Source organism: Amycolatopsis rifamycinica (assembly GCF_000695625.1).
Taxonomy (GTDB): Bacteria; Actinomycetota; Actinomycetes; order Mycobacteriales; family Pseudonocardiaceae; genus Amycolatopsis; species Amycolatopsis rifamycinica.
Genome location: NZ_JMQI01000011.1, coordinates 142,435 through 166,981 on the forward strand (window position 1 = coordinate 142,435; position 24,547 = coordinate 166,981).

The 24,547-nt window shown below is 69.8% G+C and carries 27 protein-coding genes; 9 read left to right on the forward strand and 18 right to left on the reverse strand.

All coding sequences use genetic code 11. From position 1 onward, the window contains the following. The first annotated feature begins 40 nt into the window (after positions 1 to 40). Positions 41 to 616, forward strand: coding sequence for a cob(I)yrinic acid a,c-diamide adenosyltransferase (locus DV20_RS05395; protein ID WP_043776872.1), 576 nt, complete (start codon positions 41 to 43; stop codon positions 614 to 616). Here the strand turns inward: DV20_RS05395 and aroA are convergent. The 14 genes from aroA to DV20_RS05465 form a co-directional block, all read right to left on the reverse strand. Continuing rightward, positions 613 to 1,851: a 3-phosphoshikimate 1-carboxyvinyltransferase gene (aroA, locus tag DV20_RS05400; protein ID WP_043776873.1), complete on the reverse strand. Its 1,239-nt coding sequence runs from the start codon at positions 1,849 to 1,851 to the stop codon at positions 613 to 615. The genes DV20_RS05395 and aroA overlap by 4 nt on opposite strands. 9 nt (positions 1,852 to 1,860) lie before the next feature. Then, positions 1,861 to 2,181, reverse strand: coding sequence for a putative quinol monooxygenase (locus tag DV20_RS05405; RefSeq protein WP_043776874.1), 321 nt, complete (start codon positions 2,179 to 2,181; stop codon positions 1,861 to 1,863). A gap of 52 nt (positions 2,182 to 2,233) precedes the next feature. Next, positions 2,234 to 2,668, reverse strand: coding sequence for a DUF2550 domain-containing protein (locus DV20_RS05410; RefSeq protein WP_013229520.1), 435 nt, complete (start codon positions 2,666 to 2,668; stop codon positions 2,234 to 2,236). Positions 2,669 to 2,693: 25 nt separating this feature from the next. Continuing rightward, positions 2,694 to 3,059: a F0F1 ATP synthase subunit epsilon gene (locus DV20_RS05415; RefSeq protein WP_043777225.1), complete on the reverse strand. Its 366-nt coding sequence runs from the start codon at positions 3,057 to 3,059 to the stop codon at positions 2,694 to 2,696. A 113-nt stretch (positions 3,060 to 3,172) separates the two neighbouring features. Further along, positions 3,173 to 4,600: a F0F1 ATP synthase subunit beta gene (atpD, locus tag DV20_RS05420; RefSeq protein ID WP_043776876.1), complete on the reverse strand. Its 1,428-nt coding sequence runs from the start codon at positions 4,598 to 4,600 to the stop codon at positions 3,173 to 3,175. Then, positions 4,600 to 5,547, reverse strand: a complete 948-nt coding sequence (locus tag DV20_RS05425) for a F0F1 ATP synthase subunit gamma (protein ID WP_043776877.1) — start codon at positions 5,545 to 5,547, stop codon at positions 4,600 to 4,602. Before DV20_RS05425 ends, atpD begins: the two co-directional genes overlap by 1 nt. Before the next feature lie 11 nt (positions 5,548 to 5,558). Beyond that, positions 5,559 to 7,196, reverse strand: a complete 1,638-nt coding sequence (gene atpA / locus DV20_RS05430; RefSeq protein ID WP_043776878.1) for a F0F1 ATP synthase subunit alpha — start codon at positions 7,194 to 7,196, stop codon at positions 5,559 to 5,561. A gap of 57 nt (positions 7,197 to 7,253) precedes the next feature. Beyond that, positions 7,254 to 8,078, reverse strand: coding sequence for a F0F1 ATP synthase subunit delta (locus DV20_RS05435; RefSeq protein ID WP_043776879.1), 825 nt, complete (start codon positions 8,076 to 8,078; stop codon positions 7,254 to 7,256). Positions 8,079 to 8,082: 4 nt separating this feature from the next. Further along, on the reverse strand, positions 8,083 to 8,643 hold the full coding sequence (locus DV20_RS05440; protein WP_043776880.1) for a F0F1 ATP synthase subunit B: 561 nt from the start codon (positions 8,641 to 8,643) through the stop codon (positions 8,083 to 8,085). Between the two features lie 29 nt (positions 8,644 to 8,672). Then, positions 8,673 to 8,930 carry an ATP synthase subunit c family protein gene (locus tag DV20_RS05445; protein WP_043777226.1) on the reverse strand — a complete coding sequence of 86 codons (258 nt, stop codon included), beginning with the start codon at positions 8,928 to 8,930 and terminating at the stop codon, positions 8,673 to 8,675. Between the two features lie 55 nt (positions 8,931 to 8,985). After that, a complete protein-coding gene (gene atpB / locus DV20_RS05450) occupies positions 8,986 to 9,771 on the reverse strand; it encodes a F0F1 ATP synthase subunit A (RefSeq protein WP_043776881.1) in 786 nt (261 codons plus the stop codon). A 543-nt stretch (positions 9,772 to 10,314) separates the two neighbouring features. Further along, positions 10,315 to 10,758 carry a hypothetical protein gene (locus DV20_RS05455; RefSeq protein WP_043776882.1) on the reverse strand — a complete coding sequence of 148 codons (444 nt, stop codon included), beginning with the start codon at positions 10,756 to 10,758 and terminating at the stop codon, positions 10,315 to 10,317. 47 nt (positions 10,759 to 10,805) lie between these two features. After that, positions 10,806 to 11,963, reverse strand: coding sequence for a glycosyltransferase family 4 protein (locus DV20_RS05460; RefSeq protein ID WP_043776883.1), 1,158 nt, complete (start codon positions 11,961 to 11,963; stop codon positions 10,806 to 10,808). A 75-nt stretch (positions 11,964 to 12,038) separates the two neighbouring features. Next, the gene (locus DV20_RS05465; RefSeq protein ID WP_043776884.1) at positions 12,039 to 12,689 is read right to left on the reverse strand and encodes an L-threonylcarbamoyladenylate synthase; all 651 of its coding nucleotides are present in this window, start codon (positions 12,687 to 12,689) and stop codon (positions 12,039 to 12,041) included. A gap of 173 nt (positions 12,690 to 12,862) precedes the next feature. On the opposite strand from DV20_RS05465, the gene DV20_RS05470 reads away from it, so the two are divergent. Further along, complete coding sequence (locus DV20_RS05470) at positions 12,863 to 14,836, forward strand: M6 family metalloprotease domain-containing protein (RefSeq protein ID WP_043776885.1); 1,974 nt, start codon at positions 12,863 to 12,865, stop codon at positions 14,834 to 14,836. Between the two features lie 171 nt (positions 14,837 to 15,007). Here DV20_RS05470 and prmC read toward each other — a convergent pair whose 3' ends face one another. After that, positions 15,008 to 15,874 (reverse strand): peptide chain release factor N(5)-glutamine methyltransferase, encoded by an 867-nt coding sequence (gene prmC, locus DV20_RS05475; protein ID WP_043776886.1) that lies wholly within the window; start codon positions 15,872 to 15,874, stop codon positions 15,008 to 15,010. A 270-nt stretch (positions 15,875 to 16,144) separates the two neighbouring features. On the opposite strand from prmC, the gene DV20_RS45425 reads away from it, so the two are divergent. The 7 genes from DV20_RS45425 (at position 16,145) to DV20_RS46085 (ending at position 20,518) form a co-directional block, all read left to right on the forward strand. Beyond that, positions 16,145 to 16,288, forward strand: a complete 144-nt coding sequence (locus tag DV20_RS45425; RefSeq protein WP_160169699.1) for a hypothetical protein — start codon at positions 16,145 to 16,147, stop codon at positions 16,286 to 16,288. A 119-nt stretch (positions 16,289 to 16,407) separates the two neighbouring features. Further along, positions 16,408 to 17,412, forward strand: coding sequence for a glycosyltransferase family 2 protein (locus tag DV20_RS05480; RefSeq protein ID WP_043776887.1), 1,005 nt, complete (start codon positions 16,408 to 16,410; stop codon positions 17,410 to 17,412). After that, positions 17,409 to 17,843 (forward strand): GtrA family protein, encoded by a 435-nt coding sequence (locus tag DV20_RS05485; RefSeq protein WP_043776888.1) that lies wholly within the window; start codon positions 17,409 to 17,411, stop codon positions 17,841 to 17,843. The genes DV20_RS05480 and DV20_RS05485 overlap by 4 nt, the downstream gene beginning before the upstream one ends. Continuing rightward, on the forward strand, positions 17,836 to 19,101 hold the full coding sequence (locus DV20_RS05490; RefSeq protein WP_043776889.1) for a mannosyltransferase family protein: 1,266 nt from the start codon (positions 17,836 to 17,838) through the stop codon (positions 19,099 to 19,101). Before DV20_RS05485 ends, DV20_RS05490 begins: the two co-directional genes overlap by 8 nt. Positions 19,102 to 19,112: 11 nt before the next feature. Beyond that, positions 19,113 to 19,487 (forward strand): VOC family protein, encoded by a 375-nt coding sequence (locus tag DV20_RS05495; RefSeq protein ID WP_043776890.1) that lies wholly within the window; start codon positions 19,113 to 19,115, stop codon positions 19,485 to 19,487. A gap of 110 nt (positions 19,488 to 19,597) precedes the next feature. Next, complete coding sequence (locus DV20_RS05500; RefSeq protein ID WP_043776891.1) at positions 19,598 to 19,885, forward strand: transposase; 288 nt, start codon at positions 19,598 to 19,600, stop codon at positions 19,883 to 19,885. A gap of 54 nt (positions 19,886 to 19,939) precedes the next feature. Then, positions 19,940 to 20,518: an IS3 family transposase gene (locus DV20_RS46085; protein WP_084093331.1), complete on the forward strand. Its 579-nt coding sequence runs from the start codon at positions 19,940 to 19,942 to the stop codon at positions 20,516 to 20,518. A 119-nt stretch (positions 20,519 to 20,637) separates the two neighbouring features. On the opposite strand, the gene prfA is transcribed toward DV20_RS46085, so the two are convergent. From prfA to rho, 3 genes are all read right to left on the reverse strand, one after another. Further along, entirely contained in the window at positions 20,638 to 21,708 is a 1,071-nt protein-coding gene (gene prfA, locus DV20_RS05510) for a peptide chain release factor 1 (RefSeq protein WP_043776892.1), read from the reverse strand. A gap of 80 nt (positions 21,709 to 21,788) precedes the next feature. Next, positions 21,789 to 22,016, reverse strand: coding sequence for a 50S ribosomal protein L31 (gene rpmE, locus DV20_RS05515; RefSeq protein ID WP_043776893.1), 228 nt, complete (start codon positions 22,014 to 22,016; stop codon positions 21,789 to 21,791). A gap of 182 nt (positions 22,017 to 22,198) precedes the next feature. Then, positions 22,199 to 24,199 (reverse strand): transcription termination factor Rho, encoded by a 2,001-nt coding sequence (gene rho, locus DV20_RS05520; RefSeq protein ID WP_043776894.1) that lies wholly within the window; start codon positions 24,197 to 24,199, stop codon positions 22,199 to 22,201. Between the last annotated feature and the right edge of the window lie 348 nt (positions 24,200 to 24,547).

A 24,547-nucleotide genomic window follows, 5' to 3' on the forward strand; every position in this document is an offset into this window, starting at 1 on the left:
GCCCGGATTCGGCCCGGGCGGGGGCCGCTATGGTGGGTCCATGGTCGTTCGCATCAACCGCGTCTACACCAAGGTCGGCGACAACGGCACGACCGCGCTCGGCGACGGCTCGCGCGTGCCGAAGACGTCCCCGCGGCTGGGTGCGTACGCCGACACCGACGAGACGAACTCCGTGCTGGGCCTGGCGATCGCGGCCGGCTCCCTGCCGGGCGAGATCGCGGACGTGCTGCGCACCGTCCAGAACGACCTCTTCGACGTCGGCGCGGACCTCTGCCTGCCGATTTCCGACGACCCGCCGTACCCGCCGCTGCGGATCACCGAGAAGTACGTCGAGCGGCTGGAAGGCTGGTGCGACGAGTTCAACGAGCGCCTGCCGAAGCTGACGTCGTTCATCCTGCCGGGCGGCACGCCGGGGGCGGCGTTCCTGCACCAGGCGCGGACGGTGTCCCGGCGCGCGGAGCGAAGCGCGTGGGCCCTGTACGAAGCCGAGCCGGAGACGACGAACCCGATCGCCCTGAAGTACCTGAACCGGCTGTCGGACCTGCTGTTCATCCTGGCCCGGCTGGCCAACCCCGACGGGGACGTGCTGTGGCAGCCGGGCGGGCAGCCCGCCTAGACCCCCCAGTTCGCGCGCAGCTCCGCCAGGGCCTGGTGGAAGCCGGGGAACGTCTTCTTCACGCACTCCGGGTCATCCAGGGTCACGCCGTCGACCAGCAGGCCCGTGACGCTGAAGGCCATCGCGATCCGGTGGTCGCGCCGGCACTTCACCAGCGCGCCCGTCGGCGGCCCCGGCTGGATCTCGATCCAGTCGCGGCCCGTCGCGACCTCGATGCCCATCGCGCGCAGGTTCTCCTCGCACGCGTCGAGCCGGTCGCACTCCTTGATCCGCGTGTTGTAGACGTCCTCGATGCGCACCGGCCCGGAGGCGAACGGCGCGATCGCCGCCAGGGTCGGGACCGTGTCCGAGATGTCGCGCATGTTCACCGTGATGCCGCGCAGGCCGTCCGACGGGCCCGCGACCGTCACCGAATCGGGAGTCAGCTCGACGTGGGCGCCCATCTCGCGCAGGACGTCGGCGAAGCGCACGTCGCCCTGCAGGGCGTCCGAGCCGAGGCCCGGGATGGTCACCGTGCGGCCGGTGACGGCCGCCGCGGCCAGGAAGTAGCTCGCCGTCGACGCGTCGGGCTCCACCGGGTACTCGCACGCCTGGTACGGCGTCGGCGGCACGACGAACGTCTTGCCCTCACGGCGGACGTCGACGCCGAACCGGCGCATCATCTCGAGGGTGATCTCGACGTAGGGCACCGACACGAGGTCGGTCACCGTGATCCGCAGGCCCTCCGCGGTCAGTGGGCCGAGCAGCAGCAACGCCGTCAGGAACTGCGACGACAACCCCGCGTCGAGGGTCAGCTCACCGCCCTTGACGCCGTTCGCGCGGACCGTCAGGGGGTGGTGCCCCGGCTCGCCGTGGAAGGTCAGGTCGACGCCCAGCTCCTGCAGGGCGTCGGTCAGCGGCCCGAGCGGACGCCGGCGCATCTGGCCGGACGCGTCGAAGTGGAACGTGCCGGTGCCGGCCGCGGCCAGCGCGGGCAGGAACCGGGCGGTCGTGGCGCCGTCCCGGCAGAAGACGTCGGCCTCGGCGACCCCGGGGCCCGACGGCCGGCCCTCGATGGTCCAGGCGCCCGGCTGCCGGTCGACGCGGTAGCCGAGCTTGACCAGGCCCTCGGCGAAGCCCTCGGTGTCGTCCGAGTGCAGCGGACGGCCGAGGGTGGTGGTGCCGTGCGCGGCGGCGGCGAGGAACAGGCCACGGGCGGTGACGGACTTGGAGCCGGGGATCTCGACGAGGGTCACGCAGTGAGTTTAGTGCGGGGAGATCTCGGCCATCGGGCCCCAGTCGGAGGCGTCCTGGACGTTGATGATCCGCGGGTTGTCGGAGATGTACGCACCGAGCGTCGCGACGGCCGTCTTGAAGTGCTCGGAGCCGACGTGCGCGACGGCCGCGTCCTGGCCCTCGAAGCCTTCGACCAGCACGTAGGTGTTCTTGTCGTCGACGCTGCGGGACCACTCGAAGAACTTGTTGCCCGCCTCGGCGCGGGTGCTGCGTGTGAAGTCCCCGACGATGTCCAGCCAGGAATCCGCGTACTCGGGCTTCACCGGCCACTTGACCACGATGAGAATCATGGCCTCCACGGTAAGCCCGGGAGGCGCCGCCGGCCGTCTCGGAATGAGACAGCTACGAGGCGCGCGGGAGGCGTCGACCAGGTGGGGCGGACTCGAGCCACGAGAGGAAGCCGGTCAGCGCGCCGGGGCCCATGGCGATCTCGATCGCTTCCTGGGTCTCCGACTCGCAGCGCAACACCGTCGAGCCCTCCGGGACGGCGTAGGCCTCGGTGCCGGACGGGTCGCGGCGGTCGGCGATCTGCATGCTCTCGCGCTGGAAGACCCGGTCGGCGCCGGTGCGCAGGCTCCACACCCGGTACCAGACGAACTCGTCGCCCTCGTAGCGGCCCAGCCCCAGGTGCCAGCTGGACCGCGGGTTGTCCGGACGCCACCGCAGCGCGACGCTCACGCCGCCGCCGCGGCGCATCCGGATCCACCGCTGGCCGTACCAGGCGGCCAGCACCGCGAGCACGATCAGGAGCCCTGCTACGACCACGGTGATCTTCACGGCCCGGCTCCTGCCCGTCTCGCGCTCAGGCCGACTGATTCGCTGCGCGGAGCTGGGCCGAAGCCCTCGCCCGCTCGGTTTCGTCGTCCCCGGTCAGGGCCGCCTTGGCCGCCTCGACGTCGATCTCGTCGGAGAGCTCGGCGCTCTCCGCGAGGATGCTCACCCCGGTACCGGTCACGGAGAGGAACCCGCCGTGCACGGCCGCGTAGACCGTTTCCCCGTCGGTGGTCGTCACCTTGACCACGCCACCCTCGACCAGCTGCCCGAGCACGGGTTCGTGACCGGCCATGATGCCGATCTCACCCTCGGTGGTCTGGGCCACCACGAAAGTGGCAGTACCCGACCAGAGACGGCGCTCGACGGCCACCAGCTCCACGGACATCTCAGCCACGTGCACTCCTTAACTCGGGGTGTTGCCACCGAGTGTAATAGGTCTGACTCAAGCTATGAGAACGGCGGGGGCTCGAGTCCACATCGGACACTGCCCCCGCCGTCGTCGGGAACTCACTTCTTGGTGATTTCCTTGTACTTCTTCTCGAGGTCCTCGAGGCCACCGATGCCCAGGAACGCCTGCTCCGGGTAGTGGTCGAAGTCACCCTTGGTGATGCGGTCGAACGACTCGATCGTCTCCGACAGCGGCACGGTCGAGCCCGGCTGGCCGGTGAAGGCCTCGGCGACCAGCATGTTCTGCGACAGGAACCGCTCGATGCGGCGCGCGCGCTGAACGGTCAGCTTGTCCTCTTCCGAGAGCTCGTCCATCCCGAGGATCGCGATGATGTCCTGCAGCTCCTTGTACTTCTGCAGGATCCGGATGACCTCGGAGGCCACCCGGTAGTGGTCCTCACCGACGATGGACGGGTCGAGGATCGTCGACGTCGACGCCAGCGGGTCCACCGCCGGGAAGATGCCCTTCTGGAACACCGACCGGGAGAGCTCGGTGGTGGCGTCCAGGTGGGCGAACGTCGTCGCCGGGGCCGGGTCGGTGTAGTCGTCCGCCGGCACGTAGATCGCCTGCATCGAGGTGATCGAGCGACCCCGGGTCGAGGTGATCCGCTCCTGCAGCTGACCCATCTCGTCGGCCAGCGTCGGCTGGTAACCCACGGCCGACGGCATGCGGCCCAGCAGGGTCGACACCTCGGAGCCGGCCTGGGTGAACCGGAAGATGTTGTCGATGAACAGCAGCACGTCCTGGTTCTGGACGTCGCGGAAGTACTCCGCCATGGTCAGCGCGGAGAGCGCGACGCGCATGCGCGTGCCCGGCGGCTCGTCCATCTGGCCGAAGACCAGGGCGGTGTCGTTGATGACGCCGTCCTCGGACATCTCCAGGAAGAGGTCGTTGCCCTCGCGGGTGCGCTCGCCGACACCGGCGAACACCGACGTACCACCGAAGTTGCGGGCGACGCGGGTGATCATCTCCTTGATGAGCACCGTCTTGCCTACGCCGGCGCCGCCGAACAGGCCGATCTTGCCACCCTGGACGTACGGGGTGAGCAGGTCGACGACCTTGAGGCCGGTCTCCAGCATCTCCGTCTTGCCCTCGAGCTGGTCGAAGGACGGCGGGTTGCGGTGGATGCCCCAGCGCTCGAGGTCCTCGCCGTAGCCGGGCTCGTCGAGGCACTCGCCGAGGGCGTTGTAGACGTGGCCCTTGACCTTGTCGCCCACCGGGACGGTGATCGGGCCGCCGGTGTCGGTGACCTCCGCGCCGCGCACCAGGCCGTCCTGCGGCTGCAGGGAGATGGTGCGGACGAGGTTGTCACCCAGGTGGCTGGCGACCTCGAGGGTCACGGTCTTGCGCAGCTGCTCGAACTCGATGTCGACCTTGAGCGCGTTGAACTGCTCGGGAACGGAACCGCGCGGGAACTCGACGTCGACGACCGGCCCGGTCACCGAGACGATGCGCCCCTTGGCGCGCGGGGCTTCAGTACTGGTCATCAGTCATCACTTCCTGCTGCGGTGAGCGCGTTCGCGCCACCGACGATTTCGGAGATCTCCTGGGTGATCTGCGCCTGGCGGGCCTGGTTCGCCTCCCGCGTCAGCGTGTTCACCAGCTCGTTCGCGTTGTCCGACGCCGACTTCATCGCCGTCCGGCGGGCGGCCAGCTCCGAAGCCGCCGACTCCAGCAGCGCGGCGTAGATCCGCGTGTTGATGTACTTCGGCAGGAGCGAGTCCAGCAGCTTGTCGGCGCTCGGCTCGAACTCGTAGCTGGGGAACAGCTCGCCGGGCTCCGGCTTCCGCTCCTCGCCCTCCTCGGTGTACTCCACCTCGAGCGGCGCGACGCGCTTGGCGGTCGGGCGCTGGGTCAGCATCGAGACGAACTCGGTGTAGACGATGTGGATCTCGTCGACACCGGCGACACCGTCGGCGTTGCCGTCGGCATCGTCCGCGCCGCGCATGAACGACTCGACCAGGGTCTCGCCGGCCGCCACCGCGTTGGCGTAGCCGGGCTGGTCGGAGAAGCCCGTCCAGCTGTCGGCCACCTCACGGCCGCGGAACCGGTAGTAGCCGAGGCCCTTGTTGCCGGTCACGTAGACGACGGGCTCCTTGCCCTCGTCGCGGAGCAGGGCGAGCAGCTCCTCGGTGGCCCGCAGCACGTTGGCGTTGTAGCCGCCGGCCTGGCCCTTGTCGCTCGTCACGACCAGGACAGCGGCCCGCTTCGGGTTCGGGCGCTCGACCAGCAGCGGGTGGTCGAGGTTGGTCGCCGCACCGGCCAGCGCCGAGAGCACCTTGGTGATCTCGTCCGCGTACGGCCGGGAAGCGGCGACCTTCGCCCGCGCCTTGGTGATGCGCGCGGTGGCGATGAGCTCCATCGCCTTGGTGATCTTGCCGATCGACTTGGTCGCCTTGATGCGCGACCGGAGTTCCCGCAGTTGTGCGGCCATGAGCTACCAGCTCACTTCTTCGGGGCGGGCTTGTTGACCTTGACGGTCTCCTGCCCGACCTTGTCGGCTTCCATGGCGTCCGCGTTCTCCTCGAGCGGCTTGCCCTCGGAGGTGGTGAACTCCTTCTTGAACTCGTTCACCGCGGCGACCAGCTTGTCGGCCGTCTCGTCCTCGAACTTGCCGCTGTCGCGGATCGTCCCCAGCACGTCCGCGTGCTTGCGGCGGGCCGAGTCGAGGAACTCGTGGTTGAAGCGGCGGACGTCCTCGACCGGGACCGAGTCGTAGTGACCGTTCGTGCCCAGCCAGACCGTGCAGACCTGCTCCTCGACCGGGATCGGCGAGTACTGCGGCTGCTTGAGCACCTCGTACAGCCGGGCACCGCGCTCGAGCTGCGCCTTGGAGGCGTCGTCGAGGTCCGAGGCGAAGGCGGCGAACGCCTCCAGCTCGCGGTACTGCGACAGGTCGATCCGGAGCGAGCCGGAGACCGACTTCATCGCCTTGACCTGCGCGGCACCACCCACGCGGGACACCGAGATGCCCACGTCGATGGCCGGGCGCTGGCCGGCGTTGAACAGGTCCGACTGGAAGAAGCACTGGCCGTCGGTGATCGAGATGACGTTCGTCGGGATGTAGGCCGACACGTCGTTGGCCTTGGTCTCGATGATCGGCAGACCCGTCATCGAACCGGCGCCCAGCTCGTCCGACAGCTTCGCGCAGCGCTCCAGCAGGCGGGAGTGCAAGTAGAAGACGTCGCCGGGGAACGCCTCGCGGCCCGGCGGGCGGCGCAGCAGCAGCGAGATCGCGCGGTAGGCGTCGGCCTGCTTGGTCAGGTCGTCGAACACGATGAGGACGTGCTTGCCCTCGTACATCCAGTGCTGGCCGATGGCCGAGCCGGTGTACGGCGCGATCCACTTGAAGCCGGCCGAGTCGGACGCGGGGGCCGCGACGATGGTCGTGTACTCCAGCGCGCCGGCGTCCTCGAGGGACTTCTTCACGGCGGCGATCGTGGAGCCCTTCTGGCCGACCGCGACGTAGATGCAGCGGACCTGCTTCTTCGGGTCGCCGGTCTCCCAGTTGGCCTTCTGGTTGATGATCGTGTCCACGGCGACGGCGGTCTTGCCCGTCTTGCGGTCACCGATGATCAGCTGGCGCTGGCCGCGGCCGATCGGCGTCATCGCGTCGATGGCGGTGATACCGGTCTGCAGCGGCTCCGACACCGGCTGGCGCTCGACCACCGAGGCGGCCTTCAGCTCCAGCGCGCGGCGGTCGGTGGTCTCGATGTCGCCGAGGCCGTCGATCGCCTGGCCCAGCGGGTTGACGACGCGGCCGAGGTAGCCGTCGCCGACCGGCACCGACAGGACCTGGCCGGTGCGCTTGACCTGCTGGCCCTCTTCGATGCTTTCGAAGTCACCGAGGATCGCGGCACCGATGGAGCGCGCGTCCAGGTTCAGTGCGACGCCCAGGACGCCGCCGGGGAACTCGAGCAGCTCGTTGGCCATGGCCGAGGGCAGGCCCTCGACGTGGGCGATGCCGTCACCGGCGTCGATCACGATGCCAACTTCTTCCCGGCTCACGTCCGGGGCGTAACTCGAGACGTAGTTCTCGATCGCGCTACGGATCTCATCCGAGGAGATCGTCAGCTCGGCCATGTCTTTCCCGCTCTCGCTTCGTTCTTGCCAGTATGCAAAGTCTTGTGTGACCTGGAGCTATGCCCGGGCCAGCCGCTTGCGCAACGCCGCGAGCTGCCCCGCCGCGCTCCCGTCGATGACCTCGTCGCCGACGCGGACGACGAGACCGCCGCCGAGCCGGGGGTCGACCTCGACGTGCAGCGCGATCGGCCGCCCGTAGATGGCGTCGAGCTTCGCGCCCAGCTGGGCGGTCTGCTCGTCGGTCAGGGCGTTCGCGCTGGTCACGTAGGCCACCGAGCGCTGACGCCGCTCCGCGGCCAGCTTGACCAGCGTGTCGAGCCCGACGCCGACGCCGCGGCCCTTGGCCCGGCGGACGACCTGCTCGACGAGGGTCTCGGTGACGACGTCCACCTTGTCGGCGAACAGCCCGCGCACCAGCGTGCGCTTCGCTTCGGCGGTCCCGGTCAGGTCCGACAGCGCCTTCTCGAGCTCGGGGTGGTTGGCCACGACCCGCGCGACCTGGAAGAGCTGGGACTCGACGGTGTCGACGTTCCCGGTCTTCTCCGCCGAGGTGAGCAGGGCCGAGCGACCGAGCGACTCGAGGCCGTCGGTCAGCTCGCGGGGGCTGGACCAGCGGCTGCCCGCCACGGCGTCGAGCACCTTGAGGGCCGGTTCGGACAGCTTGCCGTCGAACAGCCGGCGCACCAGCCCGGTGCGCGCCTCCGACGTCGCCGAGGCGTCGCTCACTGCCCGGCGCAGGCCGATCTCCCGGTCCAGCAGGTCGACGACCGAGAGCAGCTCGTCGCCGACCGTGGCCGCGTCGGCTCCCGCGTCGGCCAGAACCTCGCCGAGGCGTTCCTCGGCGAGGCCGAGCGCTTCACGGCTCGCAGCATGCAGCGTCATCTGGCTACTTCCCCGCTCCGTTGGAGGCACCGGCGGTCTCCAGCTCCGCCAGGAACCGGTCGACGGTGCCGCGGCGGCGCGCCTCGTCCTCGAGCGACTCGCCGACGATGCGGCTGGCCAGCTCGACGGCGTTGCGGCCCATGTCGGCCCGCAGCTCCGCGATGATCTGCGCCTTCTGGGCCTGCAGCTGGGCCTGGCCCTGGGCGACGATGCGCTGGGACTCGGCTTCCGCCTCGGCCCGCAGCTCCGCCTTGATCTGCTCGGCTTCGAGCCGGGCGTCGTCGCGGATCTTCGCGGCTTCGGTCCGGGCCTCCTGCAGCTGGGCCTTGTACTTGGCCAGCGCCTCTTCGGCCTCGGCCTGGGCCCGCTCGGCCTTCTCGATGCCTCCCTCGATCTTCTGCGCACGCTCTTCGTACGCGGCCTCGAAGCGAGGGACGACGTACTTCTTGAGGATGAACAGCAGGATCAGGAAGGCGACGATGCCGAGGATCAGCTCCGAGATGTCGGGGATGATCGGGTTGTGAACTTCGCCCTCTGCTGCGAGGACCAAGGCACTGTTCAGCACGGCGTCTCCTTAAGCGAGATGAGCGGAACTCAGCCTGCGGAGGCGATGAAGTAGATGACGATGCCGATCAGGGCGAGCACCTCGGTCAGAACGAAGGTCGAGAAGCCGATGCCCTGCAGCTTGCCCTGCGCCTCCGGCTGACGCGCGGTGCCGTTGATGACGGCGGCGAAGATCAGACCCACACCGATGCCCGGGCCGATCGCGCCCAGGCCGTAACCGATGGCGGCGAGACCGGGGTTGATGTTGACGGCCTGCTCCGCGGCCTGGGCCAGAACGATGTTGCTCACGTGCATTTCCCTTCACTTCGGTCCACGCGCTCGCGTGGATCGGGGGCTTGTGTTCTCAGTGCTCCGACGCCAGCGCGGCGCCGATGTACCCGGCCGACAGCAGGGCGAAGATGTAGGCCTGCAGCACCTGGATGAAGGCCTCGAGGAACGTCATCCCGATGGCGAAGATCCACGCCACCAGGGAAACCGGCTTCAGCGCCCAGCCCGAGGTCTCGGTCAGCAGGAAGGTGCCGCCCAGGGTGAACACCGCCAGGATCAGGTGACCCGCGAACATGGCGGCGAAAACACGGATGGCGAGCGTGAGCGGGTTGAGGAAGAACTTCTCCGCGAACTCGATCAGCGCGAACAGCGGCAGGACCGCCTTCGGCACGCCCGGCGGGGCCAGTTCCTTCTTGAAGTAGCCCGCGAAACCGTGCCGCTTGAACCCGACGTAGTGGTACACCGGGTAGACGACGAGGACCGACAGCGCGAGCGGGAAACCGAACCGCGCCATGGTCGGGAACTGCAGGAGGGGGATGATCCCGTAGAGGTTGTTCACCAGCACGAAGGTGAACAACGCGAAAACGAGCGGCACGAACGGCTTGAAGTCCTTCGAACCGATCTGTTCCCGCGCGATGTTGTTGCGGCTGAAGTCGTAGATCGACTCGGCGACGAACTGTCCCCTGCCCGGCACGACCTGCAGCTTGCGGGTCGCCAGCAGGAAGTACGCCGCGATGATGACAACCGAAAGCACGACGAGCAGCATCGGCTTGGTGACTCCGCCGAACAACGCCGGCAACTCGAAGCTTTCGGCGCCGGGCGGCGCGAACGTCGCACCCTCGGCCAATACCAGCGCGCCCACTGGGCTCCTTCCGGTTCTCCCGGCCGGCGTTCACTCCGCCGGGGGAATCGTCACGATCTGGACTTAACGTACCCGATACGTATCAGGACGTCGGAGGCGGCTACCCCACCGTCCGCAGAACACGCCTTCACGTTCCGCACACGGGGTTGTCTCGCTTGAACACTGCCCTGCGGTCTACTTCGGACCAGCGGCCGGAACGCGGAACTACACGGTCGCCACACTGCTGATCGCGGTTCGTCTCAGGAAGCGTACGGCCGAGGCCGCCACCCTTGACGCGGACCATACCAGCAGGTCAATCCGTGCCGGACAGGCGTACTCCTAACCAACCGATCAGCCCAGGACTTAGGTCCCGGGTCGTCCCGGGACCTAAGGTCCCGCGCGGACCGGGACCGCGTCCGGAACGCCGCAGGCACCGGCGTCGCCGGGTCCCGGTCACCGTCCGCAAGCGCGCACGAAAGCGCACTTTTGTGGTCCCGGTCACACTCAAGCGGCCGCAGGTCGGTGCACGAAGAGTAACGGGTGCTCGCGACAAAACGGACGGCGTCAGGAGGGGATGATCGTCGGGATCTTCGTCTTGCGGAAGGCGGCGAACTCGGCCGCGGCGGCGAGCATGATGGCCACGATCATCGTGATGCCGAGCGACATCGGGTGCAGCGCGGTGACGCCCTTCAGCAGCGTCAGCGCCCCGAAGAGCAGGACGACCTTCACGACGTACCCGCCGAGCGCGATGACCATGACGAACATCGGGTCCTGCCCCGCGCTGAACTTCATCATGCCCAGCGTGGACAGCGACGCCAGCATCGCGAGCACCCCGCCGACGAGCGAGCCCAGGAAGCCGGGCAGGCCGTTGAGGATGCTGAACAACGCGATGCACACTCCCACTGCGGGCGGGGTCACCAGCAGCGAGGCCTTCGTCATCGCGCGGGCCGCCTGCAGCACCACCTTGGCGTGCGGGTTCTCCTGCTCGTGCGGTTCGGCTTCGCTCACTCCTGGCTCCCTGCTCGGTTGACCCCGAGTGTAGAGACCCCGGCGGGTCAGGTGCCCGGCTGGTTGCGCGAACGCAGCCGCGGGACGATCGAGACCACCGCCGCGATGACCAGGCCGATCCCGATGATCCAGAGCGCGGCGACGTCGTCGAACAGCGTCACCGACACCGCGCCGAACGCGAGGAGCCCGGCCCACAGGTAGATCAGCAGCACCGCGCGGCGCTGGGAGTGGCCGATCTCCAGCAGCCGGTGGTGGAGGTGCATCTTGTCGGCGGCGAACGGGCTTTCGCCGCGGCGGGTGCGGCGGACGACCGCCATGATCAGGTCCAGCATCGGCACGAACAGCACCGCCGCCACGACCACGAGCGGCGAGAGCAGCGCGATCGCGTCCTTGGCGCTGAACTGCGTGTACGGCACGCGTCCGGACGCCGACGTCGTCGCGCCCGCGAGCACCAGGCCGATCATCATCGAGCCCGAGTCGCCCATGAAGATCTTCGCGGGTTGGAAGTTGTACGGCAGGAAGCCGAGACAGGCGCCGGCGAGGGTGGCGGCGATCAGCGCGGGCGGGTAGGTGCCGACGTCGCCGCCGGAGCTGTCGAGCAGGCCGAGGGAGAACGAGCAGGTGGCCGCCGCCGCGATGAAGCCGAGGCCGCCGGCCAGCCCGTCGAGGCCGTCGACGAAGTTCATCGCGTTGACCATGACGACGACCATCACGACGGTGAGCAGCGCGCCCTGGTTCTTGTCGAGCACGAGCACCGAGCCGAACGAGCCGCCGGTGCCGCCCCACGGCACCCAGAACGACACCCACTGCACACCGAAGATGACCAGGATGCCGGCGCACATGACCTGGCCGGCCAGTTTCGTCCAGGCGTCCAGTTCGAACCGGTCGTCGAGCGCGCCGATCAGCGAAATGACCCCGGCCGCCAGCAGCACGCCGACCGAGTCGAAGGAGGCGTCGAAGCCGTGCGACAGCGCGGGCAGCTGGTGGGCGAGGCCCATCGCGCCGGCGACGCCGAGGTAGATGCCGACCCCGCCCATCCGCGGGATCGGGGCGACGTGCACGTCACGGGCGCGGGGGTTGGCGATCGCGCCGACGCGGATCGCGACCCGGCGGACGACGCCGGTGAGCAGGTAGGTCACGGCCGTCGCGGTCAGCGCGACGAGGATGTATTCCCGGATGGGGAGGAGACCGGATGTGGGCGGCACGGGGGGGGTCACGCTCGCGGGGTCGGGGTCACCCGCGACACGCTATCGTGCCGCGGTTGCCGCCGTGATCCGGCTTCAGGCCAACGATTCCGCGGGCACACCGAGCACCTCCGCGATGGCTTCCGTGCCCACCGCGCCCTCGCGCAGCACCACCGGTTCGCTGCCGGTGAGGTCCACGACGCTCGACGCGACGGACTCCCCGCTCGACCCGCCGTCGAGGTACACGGCGACCGAGTCGCCGAGCTGCTCCTGCGCTTCCTGAGCGGTGCGGGCCGGCGGCCGCCCGGAGACGTTCGCGCTCGAGACGGCCATCGGGCCGACGTCGCGCAGCAGCTCCAGCGCGACCGGGTGCAGCGGCATCCGGAGCATCACGGTGCCGCGGGCGTCGCCGAGGTTCCACTGCAGGCTCGGCGCGTGCGGCAGCACGATGGAGAGGTCCCCGGGCCAGAAGGCTTCGATGAGCGCGCGGGCCTGCGGCGGCACCCCGAGCACCAGGCCGTCCACAGTGGACCAGGAACCGACGAGCACGCCGACGGGCATGTCCGGGCCGCGGTTCTTGGCCCGCAGCAGCGCCTGGACGGCCCCGGCGTCGAAGGCGTCGGCGCCGATGCCGTAGACCGTGTCGGTCGGCAGGACGACCAGCCGGCTGGACCGGACCGCCCCGGCGGCGGCGGCGAGCCCGTCGGCGCGGGTCTCCCGCTTGCTGCAGTCGTAGACCACGCTCATGGCGCCCAAGGGTAGCCCCGCCGCCCGCGGCCGCCGCCACCGCGGGCGGCCCGACTTTCGTCGTGGGGCAAGCGGGTGGACCTCGTCTCGAGGCGGAACCACGACAGCGCGGCTCAATACGGTCGATCTTCGGGAACCACCACCCCCGTGGGTTCCCAGTGAAGGAGCCGCACATGCGCCCCAGAACCCCGAAAGCGCTCGCCCTGCTCGCCGCCGTCGCCGTGCTGTCCGGGCTCGGTGCCGGGACCGCCGCGGCGGAGCCCCTCACCCGTGGCTGGCCCGCCCCGATCGACGCCGCGCACTGGGAGAACCAGGACCACATGACCTGGTCCGACTACCGCAAGGTCCCCGGCACGAACTGGGCCGATCCCTCGCTGAAACCCACCCAGCGCACCTTCAAGGGCGCCGTCGTCCTCGCCGACTACCCGGACCAGGACTTCGTCGTCACGAAACCGGCGAACTCGACGGTGTTCGGCAACCCCGCGCCGACCGCGGCGAACATCCCGCGGGCGAACGTCGCGCAGTACTACCAGGACTTCCTCAACAAGCCGATCGCCCTCAACAACGGCCACACCATCAACGAGTACTGGATGGAGGACTCCGGCGGCCGGTTCGGCGTGCAGCTGACCGCGTTCGGGCCGTACCGGATGCCCGGGAAGTCCTACGAATACGGCATGGAGTTCCAGCCGGACGCCTGCCCACCCGGCGCGAACTGCACCCGCGACCTCCGCAAGGACGCCGGGGACGCCTGGCGCGCCGACGCCGGCGACGCCGCGAACCAGTTCGACTTCGTCTTCTACCTCTCCGCCGGCCAGGACGAGAGCTCGACCTGGCAGGAGTTCGGCGAAATGAAGTTCGGGACGAAGGAGAACGTGCCCGACGCCTTCGGGCCGCCGAACCACGACCTGCCCAACTACGCGGCCACGCGGTACGTGCCGTGGACGTCGTGGGCGTCGGCCGCCAGCATCTGGCCCAACGCCCAGAACGGCAGCTCGGTGCAGGCCGAGAGCTCCGGCCAGTCGACCTACGCGCACGAGTTCAGCCACATCCTGGGCATCGGCGACAACTACAACAACCCGTTCGGCAATCCGCCGTCGCGCTCCTACAGCGGACCGTGGGACATGCTCTCGCGCGGCACGTTCAACGGGCCGGGCGGCCCGCACACCCGCTGGCAGATCCCGGCCACGCAGGGCAGTTCGATGGGCGCCCAGCACCAGCTGCGCAACAAGCTGAAGCTCGGCATCGTCGACCCGGCGGACGTGCTGCAGCTCGACCGCGACGAGCTGGCGAAGACCGGCCCGGTCTCGGTCCGGCTCACGGCACGCGAAACCGAGGCGCAGCCCGGCGCGTTCACCGGCCTGAACATCAAGCTCACCGGCGGTGACAAGGCACCGAAGTGCGACCGGGCGACGGACCCGTTCTGCGACGGCGGCGGTTACGACAACTACACCGTCGAGGTCGTCGACCGGATGGGTTCGGACTCCTTCACCCCCGATTCGGGCGTGCTGATCACGAAGACGAAGAACAAGGACAACGCCCCGTTCGACTGGGTGATCGACGCCAACCCGCGGGACATCGGCATCACCGACTACACGAAGCCGGACGGGACGCCGGTCAAGATCACCATCGGTGACTACCGCCAGCTCAACGACGCCCTGTTCAAGGCGGGCACCGAAGCGGCGAGCCCGTACGAGTACACCGACGAGGCGAACCGCCTGCGCTTCTTGATCACGGACCTGGCCCGCGACCGCCGCGGAATCCTGTCGTACGCGGTGACGGTGGCGTCCCTGGACGGCGCGGGCAGCCAGACCCGTGGAGCGGCACTGACCCCGGCACTGCCGGCCATCGCCCACGGCGGCCTCGCGACCTGCGAGTTCGGCCTGCTGAACACGGGTGCGGCGCGGGGTGCGAAGGCGCCGTACGACACGGACACGTACCGGCTGAGCGTGTCGACGGACGCGCGCGGCTGGGAGGTCAGGCTGCCGAACGAGCTGGCGACGGCGAAGTTCGGCGGGCACGCGAAGGTGCCGGCGTACGCGAAGCGCGGCCAGGGCGGCGACCTGGCGGCAAGGGTGAAGCTGACGGCGACGTCGGTGACCGACCCGTCGAAGACGGCCACGGCGAGCTGCACGGCGTTCGGTTTCTAGCCCCGGCCGGGGGGTCGCGCCACTTCGGGCGGCCCCCTTGCTCGTCTTGTGGACAACTTGCTCGTCTTGTGGACACCTTCGGCAGGCGGTCCGGAGGGCAGACGGAACTGTCGGTGGCCGCCGGTAGCGTGGAAGACGGGGGGCGCCCCCAGGCGCCGGGCCCCGCCGCGGTCAGCCCAGCCGGCGCGCGGTGACGAACCGGGCCCGGCCGGTCAGGTCCGCGTGGTCCTCGACCCCGGTGAGCACCCGCCGGGCGCGGACCAGCGCCGGAACAGCCGAGCCGTGCGTGTCGTCGTGCTCGATCGCCAGGCCGCCGCCCGGGCGCAGCAGCCGCGCCCCCGCCGCGATCGCGTGGCGGATCACCGCCAGGCCGCTCTCCTCCGCGAACACCGCTCGCGGCGGGTCGTGCTCGGCGACCTCCGGGGGCACCGGGGTGCCCTCCGGGACGTAGGGCGGGTTGCACAGCACCAGGTCGACCAGGCCGTCGAGCTCGGCGAACATCGTCGGGTCGCCGATGTCGCCCGAGTACAGCCGGATCGGCGTGTTGCCCGCGTCGGCGTGGACGTCCGCGTTGTGGCGGGCCCAGGCCAGTGCCTGCGGGTCGATGTCCACCGCGTACACGACCGCATCCGGGCGAGCGTGGGCCACCGCCAGTGCCAGCGCCCCGGAGCCCGTGCACAGGTCCACGACCACCGGGAACTCGCGGCCCTGCAGGAACTTGACCCCCCACTCGAGCAGCAGCTCGGTCTCCGGCCGGGGCACGAACACGCCGGCGCCGACCGCGACGGTGATGTCGCCCAGCGCCGCCCAGCCGGTCAGGTACTGCAGGGGGATGCGCTTGGCGCGCTGCTGGACGAGCTGGCCGATGGCCTCGATGACCGGCGGGTCGACCAGCGGCACCATCGGCAGCCGCCCGCGTTCGACCCCGAGCACGTGCGCGGCGATCACCTCGGCGTCGAACCGCGGCGAGGCGACGCCCGCGCGCTCGAGGATGCGGGTGGCCTCCATGATGGCCAGGCGCAGCGGCTGCCGGTTCACTCGTCGTCCTTCACCTCGTCGAGCCTGGCACACCAGGCGGAACTCCCCCGTGAGGACACGCGCCGGTCCCACGCCGTCCAGCGTATCGAGGCACCCGCACCGATCGGCCGACAAGTACCCCGCCGGCACGGCCCGCCACCGCCGCGGCGCCCCGATCCGGGGGTGCGCTCGGCCCGGCGGCGAGCCACCGCCGGATCTGCCCGGCCACCTGGTGCCGCCCGCCCCGTACGGCGGGGTGTGCGAGCCGATGGCCACCCTCGGCCGAGCTCCGTGCCGGTCACCGCCGGGGGCCACTCGACGGCCCCCGACGCCCGCGCCCACCGGGGCGCGGGCGCCGACGCGGCGGTCGTCCACTTCGGCGGTCACCAGGGCGGCGGAGGGCGGATGGCCGAGCCGGCCGCCGCGGTGGGCTGACCGGGCCGCGGGACCGCGGTGGGCCGGATCTTCTAGGATGCAGGTCACCGGGTCGGGGATTCGCCTGCTCGACGGCGCCGCCCGAACCGTTCCGCACCGAAACTCCGGGGAGCCCCGCAGTGCCCACAGAGCCGATCACCCGCCGGGTGGCGTTCATCTTCCCCATCTACAACGAGGAAGAGAACATCGACCTGCTGCACAAGACGGTGGACGAGGTGACCGCCCCCCTCGCCGGGAAGTACGACTTCAGCTTCCTCTACGTCGACGACGGCAGCCGGGACGGCTCGCTGGCCAAGCTCACCGAGCTCAGCGCCCGCGACGAGCGGGTCACGGTGGTCGAGCTGTCCCGCAACTTCGGCCACCAGATGGCCGTCACCGCCGGGCTGGACCTGGTCGACGCGGACGCCGTCGTCATCATGGACAGCGACATGCAGGACCCGCCGCGGGTCGCGCTGGAGCTGATCGAGAAGTGGGAAGAGGGCTTCGACGTCGTCTACGCGCAGCGGCGCTCGCGGCAGGACTCGGCGTTCAAGAAGCTCACCGCCGGCGGGTTCTACTGGTTCCTGCGGAAGATGGCCGCGGTCGACATCCCGAAGAACACCGGCGACTTCCGGCTGATCGACCGCAAGGTCGTCGACGAGCTGCGCAAGTACCGCGAGCGCGACCGCTTCCTGCGCGGGCTGGTCAGCTACATCGGCTTCAAGCAGACGGCCGTGCTGTTCGACCGCGACAAGCGCCACGCCGGTGTGACGGGCTACCCGCTGCGCAAGATGCTGCGCTTCGCCGCCGACGGCATCCTCGGCTTCTCGGTGACGCCGCTGCGGATGATCACGCGCATGGGCTACCTGATCTCGTTCCTGAGCTTCGTCGGGATCCTCTACGTCGGCGGCGTCAAGCTGTTCGCGCCGGAGACCGCGGTGCCCGGCTGGGCGTTCCTCGGGATCGCGATGTTCTTCCTCGGCGGGATCCAGATCATCATGCTCGGCGTGCTCGGCAGCTACATCGGCCGCACGTACTCCCAGGTGCAGAACCGGCCGCTTTACGGCGTCGCGTCGGTGCGCACCGGCCCGGCGGTGCCGGTGGCGGCCCGCGAGGGCGCCGACGCGGGAAGAGGCGCCCGGTGAAGCTGATCTCGGCGACCCAGCTGCGCTTCGGTCTGGTCGGCGTGGCGAACACGCTCGTCGACGCCCTCGGCTACGCGCTGCTGGTGACGCTGGGCGTCCCGCTGTTCGTCGCGAACTTCCTCTCGACGACCACGGGCATGCTGCTCAGTTTCACGCTCAACCGGAACTTCACCTTCCGGGCCAAGGACGGCGACGTCCGCCGCCAGGCGCTGCTGTTCTTCGGCGTCACCGCGTTCGGGCTGTGGGTGGTGCAGGCGGCGATCATCTTCGCGGTCACCAGCGCGTTCCCCGGGGTGAACGTGCTGATCCCGAAGTTCGCCGGGATCGCGGTCGGCCTGGTCTGGAACTACGTGCTCTACAACAAGGTCGTCTTCCGGCACCGGCCCGCTTCGGCGGTCGAGACGCCGGTCGCGGAGGTCACGCATGACTAGCACGGCCGTCCCGTCCCGGGTCACCGACCAGGTCGAGCCGGAACACCCGGAGACGGCTCGCGCCAGTCGCCGGGCCTGGCTGAACGGCGACTACGCCCGCGTCTTCGCCGTGGTGCTGGCCTGGAACGTGGTGCTGATCGCGCTGGCGTACCTGTTCGCGCCGTCCAGCCCGGTCGACGAGGGCATCCCGAAGACCGGCATCGGCTCGACGGCGAGCCTGCTGGCGCACACCTACCGCTGGGACGCCGGCAACTACGGCGAAATCGCCATGCACGCCTACACCGGCAGCTACGCCCCGACGCGGGCGTTCTACCCGGTGTTCCCGCTGCTGGTCTGGCTGGTGCAGACGGTCAGCTTCGGCACGATCGGCCTGCTCGTCGCCGGGTTCCTGGTCAACCTGGTCGCCACCTGGCTGGCCGCGGTCGCGCTGCTGAAGATCGGCCGCCACTTCTTCGACGGCGAGCGGGCCCCGTGGCTGGTCGTCGCGGCGTTCCTGACCGCGCCCGCCGCGTTCTTCCTGCACTCGTTCTACAGCGAGGCGGTGTTCTGCGCGCTGGGCTTCTGGGCCTACCTGTTCACGCTGCGCCGCCAGTGGCTGTGGATGGGCCTGACGCTGATCCCGCTGACGGCCTCCCGCATCACCGCGGCGGTGTTCGTCGGGCTGTGCTTCCTGGAGTTCTGGCGGTCGAAGGACTGGAAACCGCGCGGCCTGCTGTCGTGGCACCTGCTGTGGTTCCCGGCGGCGTTCGTCGGCCTCGGCGGCGTGATGGTCGCCATGAAGATCCAGACCGGGGACTTCTTCGGCAGCTTCAACGCGCTCAAGGGCGTGCGGGAGTGGTCGTACCACAAGTTCAACCCGAACATCGTCGAGACGCTCTGGCGCGAAGCCAAGATCACCGGCCACGCGCTGCTCGGGGACACCCGGATGGACGCGTGGACGCTGATGAGCCACGTGCTGCCGATGATCGGCCTGACGCTGCTGTTCGCGTCCTCGGTGTACGTCCTGGTGGCGCTGCGTTCGAAGGGCGTCCCGCTGGCGCTGTTCGGGTTCGCGTCGATCGTGATGCTGACGATGAACAACAACGTGGTGTCGGTGCACCGCTACCTGCTGCCGTGCCTGGTGATGTACGTGGCGCTGGTGCTGTTCGGCGAGCGCCGCCCGCGGCTGCGCGGCGCCGTGCACGTGGTCCTCTATGCGAACGCGCTGGTCTGCGGCATGATCTACCTGCGCTTCATCACGGGGTTCTGGTCCGGCTGAGAGGTTCCGCGATGCGGATCATGCACCAGGTCGTGACGTTCGACGCGGCCGATCTGGCGGCCGAAAGCCGCTTCTGGGCGGGCGTGCTCGGCGGCGAGGTCGACGACGACGGCGACTGGCACATGGTGCTGGTGGACGGGGCGCCGCGGATCGGCGTGCAGCTCGCCCCCGATCACGTGCCACCGGAATGGCCGGACGGCCCGACGAAGCAGCAGATCCACCTCGACCTGTGGGTCGAGGACTTCGCCGAGGCCCACGAGCAGGTGATGGCCCTCGGCGCCACGGTCCTCAAGCCGGCGGCCGGAACCACGTCGGGCGACGACTTCCAGGTCTACGCCGACCCGGCCGGCCACCCCTTCTGCCTGTGCTGGCTGGTCCCCCGCTAGGCCCGTGTCGCCCCTGCAATCACGCGTGTCGCCCCTCCAATCACGTGGAGTTGCCCCTTGGGGGCCGGACACCTTGATTCCAGACAGTGGTCTGGAGGGAGGATGTCCTGGTGTCTCGCAGGTCGAAGTATCCGGAGCAGTTCCGTCGTGACGCGGTCGAGCTGGTGAACTCGAGTGATCGGCCGTTGCGGCAGATCGCCCGCGAGCTCGGGGTCAACCACGAGACCCTGCGCTCGTGGGTGAACGCCGCCAAGCAGGCCGCCGACGCCGGGCCGGTGGAGGACCCGGCGGTGGCCGATGAGGTGACGCGGTTGCGGCGGCAGGTCGCTGAGCTGCAGAAAGAGAAGGAGATCCTGCGGAAAGCGGCCGCCTATTTTGCGCGCGAGATGGATCGATGATCTACCGCTACCGGTTCATCTCCGACACCGCACCGAGTTTGGTGTCCAGCGGTTGTGCCAGGTCCTGGGCTTGCGCCGGCAGGGCTACCACGAGCGGATCCGCGCCGAGCAAGCTCAGGCGGCGAGGGCGGAAGTCGAGGCCGACCTGACGCGCCCGGCACGCGGCTGGTCGGGGACATCACCTGCCTGCCCACCTTCGAAGGCTGGCTCTACCTGGCCACCGTCATCGACCTGCACACCCGCGAAATCGTCGGCCACGCCATGGCCAGCCACATGCGCACCAGCCTGGTCTGCGACGCGATCGACCTCGCCACCGCCCGCGGCCTCATCCAGCCCGAGGCGGTGTTTCACTCCGACCGCGGCGTCCAGTACACCTCGGGCCAGTTCCGCGCCGCTTTGGCCGGACACCGGATCCGCCCATCGGTCGGACGGGTCGGATCCTGCTACGACAACGCCGTCGCCGAAGCCTTCTTCGCCACCCTCAAAACAGAGATCGGCACGTCGATCTGGCCCACCCGAGCCCAAGCCCGCCAGGACGTGTTCACCTGGCTGCGCTACTACAACCACTCCGCCATCGGCCACAACACCCCGGCCGAAGCCCGAACCACCTATCGTCAGGCCCTCGCTGCCTGAAAATCCGTGTCCGCTCACCGGGGCAACTCCACACGCGTGTCGCCCCTCCAATCACGGGCCGGACGGCTCGGGCTCGTGATCGAAGGGGCGACTCGCGTGATCAGGAGGTCGACCCGGCGTCAGCCGGACTGAGCCGCCAGGCGCTCTTCGCGGTCCGCCGTTGCCAGGGCGTCCAGGACGCCGTCCAGGTCGCCGTCCAGGACCTGGTCCAGGTTGTAGGCCTTGTAGTTCACCCGGTGGTCCGAGATGCGGTTCTCCGGGTAGTTGTACGTCCTGATCCGCTCCGAGCGGTCCACCGTGCGGACCTGCGACCGGCGGGCGTCCGACGCCTTCGCCGCCGCCTCCTCCTCCGCGATCGCCTGCAGGCGGGCCTGGAGCACCTGGAGGGCCCGGGCGCGGTTCTGGATCTGGGACTTCTCGTTCTGGCAGGACACCACGATGCCGGTCGGCAGGTGGGTGATCCGGACCGCCGAGTCCGTCGTGTTGACGCTCTGGCCACCCGGGCCCGAGGACCGGAACACGTCGATGCGCAGGTCGTTCGGGTCGATCTCGACCTCGACCTCCTCCGGTTCCGGGTAGATCAGCACGCCGGACGCCGACGTGTGGATGCGGCCCTGCGACTCGGTCGCCGGCACGCGCTGGACGCGGTGCACGCCGCCCTCGAACTTCAGGCGGGACCACACGCCGTCGACGTCGGCCGTCTTGCTCTTGATGGACAGCGTGACGTCCTTGAAGCCGCCCAGGTCGGAGTCCACCGAGTCGAGGACCTCCGCCTTCCAGCCGTGACGCTCGGCGTAGCGCAGGTACATGCGCAGGAGGTCGCCGGCGAACAGGGCCGACTCCTCGCCGCCCTCGCCGGACTTGATCTCCATCACGACGTCGGAGCCGTCGTACGGGTCGCGCGGGAGCAGCAGCTCGGTGAGCTTCGACTCCAGCTCGGGGATCTTGGCCGACAGCTCCTCGGCCTCCGCGGCGAACTCCGCGTCCTCGCCGGCCATCTCCTTCGCCGCCGAAAGGTCGTCGCGGGCGGTGTCCAGCTCGCGGACGGCCTGCACGACCGGCGTCAGCTCGGCGTAGCGGCGGCCGAGCTTGCGGGCGCGCCCCTGGTCGGCGTGCACCGCCGGGTCCGCCAGCTGCCGCTCCAGCTCCGCGTGCTCGGCGAGCAGCCCCTTGAGCGAGCTCGAATCCACCTCAGCCACCTCTCAGCCCTGGGAAAGCTAGACAAAAAACGACGCCCACCCGCGCAGGCGGGTGGGCGTCGTCGGAAAAGCTACTTGGCGTCGGCCTTCTTCTGGCGCTTGCCGTAGCGAGCCTCGAAGCGCGCGACCCGGCCACCGGTGTCCATGATCTTCTGCTTGCCCGTGTAGAACGGGTGGCAGTTCGAGCAGATCTCGACGTGGATGTTGCCGTCGGTCTTCGTGCTGCGCGTGGTGAAGCTGTTGCCGCAGTCGCAGTTCACGTTCGTGACCACGTACTCGGGGTGAATACCGCTCTTCATGGTGTCCTCTCTCGTTGGCTCCGGGTCCCCAGTCGTTCCCACGGGGTGAACCGGCGCCGGACTTCAGCGGGTGATTCTGCCAGACGGGCAGACGAGTACTGGAACGCACCCCGCTGACCAGGTATTCCGAAGGCCACCATCAGAGCGTCCAGTGCCCTGACGGTGGCCTTCGGAGGCCTTGCTCAGTCGTCTTCGCCGCCGCCGAGGGCGGTCTTCGACACCTGCATGAGGAACTCGACGTTGGTCTTGGTCTTCCGCAGCCGCGAGATCAGCAGGTCGATGGCCTGCTGCGAGTCGAGCGCGTGCAGCACCCGGCTGAGCTTCACGGTGACCGCGAGCTCGTCCGGCGAGAGCAGCAGCTCGTCCTTGCGGGTACCGGACGGGTTGACGTCGACCGCCGGGAACACGCGGCGCTCGGCGATCTTCCGGTCGAGCTTGAGCTCGGCGTTACCCGTGCCCTTGAACTCCTCGAAGATGACCGTGTCCATCGTCGAGCCGGTCTCGACCATCGCCGTGGCGAAGATGGTCAGCGAGCCGCCGTTCTCGATGTTGCGGGCCGCACCCAGGAAGCGCTTCGGCGGGTACAGCGCCGTCGAGTCGACACCACCGGACAGGATCCGGCCGGACGCCGGGGCCGCCAGGTTGTACGCGCGGCCGAGGCGGGTGATCGAGTCGAGCAGCACGACGACGTCGTGGCCCATCTCGACCAGGCGCTTGGCCCGCTCGATCGACAGCTCCGCGACCGACGTGTGGTCGGACGGCGGCCGGTCGAAGGTCGAGGCGATGACCTCGCCCTTCACCGAGCGCTGCATGTCGGTGACCTCTTCCGGACGCTCGTCGACCAGGACGACCATCAGGTGGCACTCGGGGTTGTTCGTGGAGATCGCGTTCGCGATGTCCTGCATGATCGTGGTCTTACCGGCCTTCGGCGGCGACACGATCAGGGCGCGCTGCCCCTTGCCGACCGGCATGATCAGGTCGATCACGCGGGTGGTGAGCTTGTGCGACTCGGTCTCGAGGCGCAGCCGCTCGTTCGGGTACAGCGGGGTCAGCTTGGTGAAGTCGGGGCGTCGCTTGGCCTCGTCCGGCTCCAGGCCGTTGATCGAGTCGACGCGCACCAGCGGGTTGAACTTCTGCCGCTGCTGCTCGCCGTCCCGCGGCTGGCGCACGACGCCGGTGATGGCGTCACCGCGGCGCAGGCCGTACTTGCGGACCAGCGACAGCGAGACGTACACGTCGTTCGGGCCGGCGAGGTAGCCGGAGGTCCGCACGAACGCGTAGTTGTCCAGCACGTCCAGGATGCCCGCGACGGGCAGCAGGACGTCGTCCTCGCGGATCTCGGTGTCCGGCGAGCCGCCTTCGGCCCGGCCGCCACCGCTGCCCCGGCGACGGCGGTCGCGGAAGCGACGGCCGCGACGGCCGCCTTCCTCGTCGTCGTCCTGCTGCTGGGCACGGTTGTCGCGGTTGCTGTCCTGGCCGCGGTTGCCGTCCTGCTGGTTGTTGCGCTGGCGGTTGCCGTCCTGGCGGTTGTCACCGCGGCTTTCGCCACGGTTGTCGCCACGGCTGCCCTGGCGCTGGTCGCGGTTGCGGTCGCCCTGCTGGCGCTCGCCGCTCTGGCCCTGCTGACGCTCGCCGCCCTGCTGACGGTCGCCCTGCTGACGGTCGCCGTTCTGCTGACGCTCGCCACCCTGCTGGCCGTCCGGCGCACCGGCGGCGCGGTTCGAACCGCGGCGGCGCCGGCTGCGGCCGCCCTCCTCGGGCTGGCCGTCCTGGCCCTGCTGGCCGTCCTGCCGGTCCTGCTGCGGGCGCTCGGCCTGCGGCGGGGCTTCCGAGGGCGCGGAGGCGGGCGCCTCGGCCTTCGGCTCCGGCTTGGTCTCGGCCGGAGCAGCGGGCGCTTCGGCCTTGGGGGCCGCCTTGGCCGGCTCGCCGACACCCTCCAGCGGCAACGTCTCGGCCGCCGCACGCGGCTTGCGGGACTTGCCCTGGCGCTCGCGGATCGCGGCGATCAGGTCGCCCTTGCGCATGCCCGTCGTCTCGCCGACGCCGAGCTCCCCAGCCAGCGAACGCAGTTCGGCGACGGTCTTACCGGTCAGCCCGCCGACCGCCCGCTTGGGCGCGGGGGCCGTGCCGTTCGACCCGGCCGTGTCGCTACCCACGTCGCTCAAAAGATCGGTGTTGCTCACACATGTCCTTCCTGACCGATCCACGCCTCCAGGCGGATCAGCGGACTGCCGCTCGCTTCTGATCGCGAACCGGCGTAGTTGCCCCCCGATACGCGAGATGAGCTCTTCGGCCGTGCGAAACACAGCTGGAGCGCCTCCACCACAGGGGTTTGCGTCCTCCATTCGGAGGACACGGAATTCGGCACCGCCGAGACCGGAAACCCGCCTGCGTCCTTCCGCGTTACCCCGCGTGCCAGGCGGTGCGGATTCGGCGGATCGACGAAGGATGCGATCCGGGGGATTCCCCGGGACCGGCATCGGGTGCGGAAACGCACGGTGATCGAACGCCCCCGAGGGTAGACCGCGACG

Excerpts from the sequence above, each read along its gene's own strand:
- DV20_RS05395 (WP_043776872.1), top strand. The coding sequence starts at position 41 with ATGGTCGTTCGCATCAACCGCGTCTACACCAAGGTCGGCGACAACGGC.
- DV20_RS05435 (WP_043776879.1), bottom strand. The coding sequence starts at position 8,078 with ATGACGCTGCATGCTGCGAGCCGTGAAGCGCTCGGCCTCGCCGAGGAA.
- DV20_RS05470 (WP_043776885.1), top strand. The coding sequence starts at position 12,863 with ATGCGCCCCAGAACCCCGAAAGCGCTCGCCCTGCTCGCCGCCGTCGCC.
- DV20_RS05425 (WP_043776877.1), bottom strand. The coding sequence starts at position 5,547 with ATGGCCGCACAACTGCGGGAACTCCGGTCGCGCATCAAGGCGACCAAG.
- DV20_RS05465 (WP_043776884.1), bottom strand. The coding sequence starts at position 12,689 with ATGAGCGTGGTCTACGACTGCAGCAAGCGGGAGACCCGCGCCGACGGG.
- DV20_RS05490 (WP_043776889.1), top strand. The coding sequence starts at position 17,836 with ATGACTAGCACGGCCGTCCCGTCCCGGGTCACCGACCAGGTCGAGCCG.
- rpmE (WP_043776893.1), bottom strand. The coding sequence starts at position 22,016 with ATGAAGAGCGGTATTCACCCCGAGTACGTGGTCACGAACGTGAACTGC.
- atpD (WP_043776876.1), bottom strand. The coding sequence starts at position 4,600 with ATGACCAGTACTGAAGCCCCGCGCGCCAAGGGGCGCATCGTCTCGGTG.
- DV20_RS05495 (WP_043776890.1), top strand. The coding sequence starts at position 19,113 with ATGCGGATCATGCACCAGGTCGTGACGTTCGACGCGGCCGATCTGGCG.
- atpA (WP_043776878.1), bottom strand. The coding sequence starts at position 7,196 with ATGGCCGAGCTGACGATCTCCTCGGATGAGATCCGTAGCGCGATCGAG.
- DV20_RS05405 (WP_043776874.1), bottom strand. The coding sequence starts at position 2,181 with ATGATTCTCATCGTGGTCAAGTGGCCGGTGAAGCCCGAGTACGCGGAT.